This is a genomic window from Cytophagia bacterium CHB2 (assembly GCA_030263535.1).
Classification (GTDB): domain Bacteria; phylum Zhuqueibacterota; class Zhuqueibacteria; order Zhuqueibacterales; family Zhuqueibacteraceae; genus Coneutiohabitans.
Genome location: SZPB01000470.1, coordinates 1 through 4,104, shown reverse-complemented (window position 1 = coordinate 4,104; position 4,104 = coordinate 1). Strand labels below are relative to the sequence as shown.

Below are 4,104 nucleotides of genomic sequence, written 5' to 3'. Positions count from 1 at the left end.
CCACCGCTGGTGCGCGCATCGACCGGGCCTTCAATGCGGCCCAGCGAAAGCGAGCCGCCGCTGGTTTTCACCCGCGCTTCGCCCGTGAGGTTATCAACGGAAATGCTGCCGCCGGAGGTATTCAAGTCAAGATTGTACTTTTGCGGCACGGTCAGACGAAACTCGACTTGCAAGCCGTCATTGCTGCGCCACCAGCGTTTGCTGCCGCCATACATCTTCGCCACGATGGAAACGCCTCGTGACGTTTGATTGAAACTGATTTCGTAATCTTTGAACAACTCGCTTGCGCTGCGGCGCGAACGGCCTTCCACCCATTTAATCACTTCGACTTTGACTTCATTTTGCGGCCATGAACGGACATCCACCGAGCCAAAATCTGCGCGTAACTCCAGCCAACCGCCTGGCGTGACGGAAAATGATTTTTCCGTGCGTTCTTCCTGTGCCCTCGCCACGATCGGCACAATCAAACAAAACGCAAACAAGCTTATTGCAAAAACGCGTTTGAAACACTGCATGTCGTTTTCCTCCTGGCTCAATTTTCATGAATAAATTTGGCCTTTGTTACGACGCGAAGCTACCGAAGGTTGCTCCGCCGCGCCGCGCCCCCCAAAATTCAGGTTCTCCTCATACAGAAACGTCTACGCGGCTGTTTGGCTTTTCTTGGCCTTTTGGCATAGACAATCGTGAGCTAAAATAGTTTGCATGGTTTTAGCAATATTCCTCATTTCCAGCCTTGCCTTTTACCTTTTTTCTGCTACAATAACACCCAGAGAGAAACGTGAGAGCAGGCGTAACAAACGCTGTTTGTGGATGACGTTTACCACGTAAATTCCTGTTCGCCATCTAAAACCATAACAAGCATGCCATCACCTTGAAAATCAACTCCCTCCTCATTTGATATTCTGGCTGCGGCGCTGGCATCCTGTGAAGATTCAGTGCGGGTCCCATCGTCACAAGATCTCCGCGTTTACCCGAGGCTTCGTCAAGGGTTCGACCGGGACTTCGGCAGGCTCGATCGGATTGCTGACGACGCACTCTCAATCGAACCGCACGCGCCGCTGCCTCACAGCAGGATGAAGGACTCATACAACTCAAAGCGACAACGCAATCGTTCTGGAGATTCTGCATGTCCGTGTTCCGCAAAAACATTTTGCCGCTGCTGTTGTTTGCCGGTTTGTTTTGTTTATTTTTTGGAATAACCTCAAACGGGAATCAATCTGCAAAACTTGTTGCTGCGGCGTCCGAGCGACTTGAAACCAAAACCTATCCCTCGGATTGGGCCTGGTTGCAGCGTACGTTTCCCCACGGCACAGCGGACAAAGCAGCGCCTCTCGAGGCTTTGCGACAAGCGCAACGCATGCGCGCATTGCAAAAGTCGAGCAGCGTCACGGCCCAGTGGCAATTCGCCGGGCCGGCAAATATTGGCGGACGCATTACCGACATCGAATTCAATCCGGTTGATCCGAGCATCGTTTACGCCGGCGCGGCCACCGGCGGTGTGTTCAAATCGATAGACGGCGGCGAAACCTGGCAGCCGGTGTTTGATGAGCAAGCGGTGTTGCCGATCGGCGACTTGGCGGTTGATCCGAATCATCCTCAAACGATTTACGCCGGCACCGGTGAGGCAAACGGCGGTCACAACAATTTTCCGGGCGGCGGCGTCTTTAAATCAACCGACGGCGGCACAACGTGGCAATTCCTGGGTTTGGAAGAGACCACGTCGATTGGGCGAATTGTCATCGATCCCGCGAATTCCAACCGTGTGTTTGTGGCGGCGATTGGAAATTATTTCGCCACGGACAGCGATCGCGGCATTTACCGCAGTGATAACGGCGGTCAAAATTGGCAAAAGGTTTTATTCATCAACGACTCGACAGGTGTGATCGATCTCGTCATCAACCCGCAAAATCCCGCCATTCTGTTTGCCGCCGCATGGGAACGCGTGCGTCCGCCAAAATTCAACACGCATCTTTACGGCGCCTCGAGCGGCATTTATCGCAGCACGGATGGCGGAGATACCTGGCAGCGGCTCGGCGCAGTGAATGGGCTGCCCGATTTCCGCAATGATATTGGCCGCATTGGCCTGGCCATTTGCGCCGCTCAGCCGGATCATCTTTACGCGCTTTATACCAATTCGGGCTATACCTATGACAGTCTTTATCGCACGCGCGACGGCGGCAATTTTTGGCAGCGAACTGATACCAACAATCGCTTGCGCAGCGGGTTTGCGAATTTTAGCTGGTATTTCGGCAATGTGCGTGTGCATCCCGAAAATCCGGAGCAGGTTTATGTGCTGGACTTGGCGTTGCAGATTTCCAGCAACGGCGGCAGCACCTGGCGCACGGCCTCGGTGTCACACGTCGATCATCATGCGCTGGCGTTCCATCCAATGGACGCGCAACAGATGATTGCCGGCCACGACGGCGGCATTGATATTTCGAGCGATGGCGGTTTCGTGTGGAAAAAAGTTGAAGCATTGCCGGTGACGCAGTTTTATCAGATTACCGTTGATCCCAGCAATTCACAGCATTTGCTCGGCGGCACCCAAGACAACGGCACGCTGCGCACGCTTACCGGCGGTTTGGATGATTGGGAAGGAATTTTTGGCGGTGACGGTTTTTATGTGATTGTTGATCCCAATAATCCAAACATTATCTATGCCGAATCACAAAACGGTTTTTTAGGAAAATCGACCGATGGCGGCGCCTCTTTTGTCAGCGCGTTGAACGGCATCAATTTTAACAGCGAGCCGCGCAACTGGGCTACGCCGGTGGTGATGGATCCCAACGACAGCAATGTTTTGTATTACGGTACAAATCGCGTCTATCGCACGATCGACGGCGCAAATTTCTGGACGGCGATCAGCGGCGATCTCACGGCAAGCGAACCGGGATCGCGTTTGGGCACGGTGACCACAATCGCGGTTGCGCCGAGTAATTCTGACGTTGTTTATGCAGGCACCGACGATAGTCATGTGTGGGTGACTTCTGATAGCGGCTTGACCTGGCGCGAGATTTCGGAGAGCTTGCCGGAACGTTGGGTGACACGCGTCGCCGTTGATCCAACCGATGAAAACATTGCCTACGTCACGTTTTCGGGGCTACGCTGGACTTCGCCGCAGCCGCATGTTTTTCGTACGACGGATATGGGGCTAACGTGGGAAGACATCAGCTTTGGCCTTCCGGACACGCCGGTGAACACCATCGCTGTTGACCCTGATTATCCGAGCTTTCTCTACGTCGGGGCCGATGTCAGCGCTTTTTATTCGCCGGATTACGGCAAAACATGGCATGCGCTCGGCCAGGGATTGCCCATGGTTTCGGTATATGATTTTGCCATTCACGCGCCCGACCGTTTGCTGGTTGCCGGCACGCACGGCCGCTCGATGTACACGCTCGATTTGTCGGTGTTGACAGGCGTTGCTTCACCCACGCGCGCAGCGCCAGTTTCGTTCACCTTGCAGCAGAATTACCCAAATCCGTTTAACCCGGCAACGGCCATTTCGTATTCGGTGAATCGTGAGGCGTTTGTTCAGTTGATGGTCTTTGACGTGCTCGGCAGGAAGGTGGCAACGCTGGTGAATGAGCGGCTGCCCGCGGGCAGTTATCAGGCCTTGTTTAATGGCGAAGGCCTGGCAAGCGGAGTTTATTGGTATCGCTTGCAAGCGGGTGATCAAAGCATGCAAAAGAAGATGGTGCTGGTCAGATAACGTTTTCGGCGTGCAATAGCATTTCGCTGAAAGGTTGAGAAACAAAAACATGTCCGAACAATCAACGCCTTCTCCGCTGGTTGCCGTGATCATGGGCAGTAAATCGGATTGGGAGACCATGCGCCATGCCGCGGAAGTGCTGGCGCAATTCGAGGTGCCGCACGAATGCCGCATTGTCTCCGCGCATCGCACGCCGGCTTGGCTGGCGGAATTTGCCGCAAGCGCGGAGTCGCGCGGCCTCGAGGCCATCATTGCGGGCGCAGGCGGCGCCGCGCATTTGCCCGGCATGACAGCAGCGCAAACGCTGATCCCCGTGCTCGGCGTGCCGGTCGAGAGCCGCGCGCTCAAGGGCATGGATTCACTGCTTTCAATTGTGCAGATGCCTGCCGGTATTC

The 4,104-nt window shown here is 54.6% G+C and carries 3 protein-coding genes; 2 read left to right on the top strand and 1 reads right to left on the bottom strand.

Annotated elements, in window-relative coordinates; translation table 11 throughout:
- The coding region (locus FBQ85_27395) for a hypothetical protein (GenBank protein MDL1878857.1) at positions 1-515 on the bottom strand (515 nt) is incomplete at its 3' end.
- Positions 516-1,126: 611 nt separating this feature from the next.
- On the opposite strand from FBQ85_27395, the gene FBQ85_27390 reads away from it, so the two are divergent.
- Positions 1,127-3,709: a T9SS type A sorting domain-containing protein gene (locus FBQ85_27390; GenBank protein MDL1878856.1), complete on the top strand. Its 2,583-nt coding sequence runs from the start codon at positions 1,127-1,129 to the stop codon at positions 3,707-3,709.
- Between the two features lie 49 nt (positions 3,710-3,758).
- A partial coding sequence (gene purE / locus FBQ85_27385) for a 5-(carboxyamino)imidazole ribonucleotide mutase (GenBank protein ID MDL1878855.1) occupies positions 3,759-4,104 on the top strand: 346 nt, incomplete at its 3' end.

Excerpts from the sequence above, each read along its gene's own strand:
- FBQ85_27390 (MDL1878856.1), top strand. The coding sequence starts at position 1,127 with ATGTCCGTGTTCCGCAAAAACATTTTGCCGCTGCTGTTGTTTGCCGGT.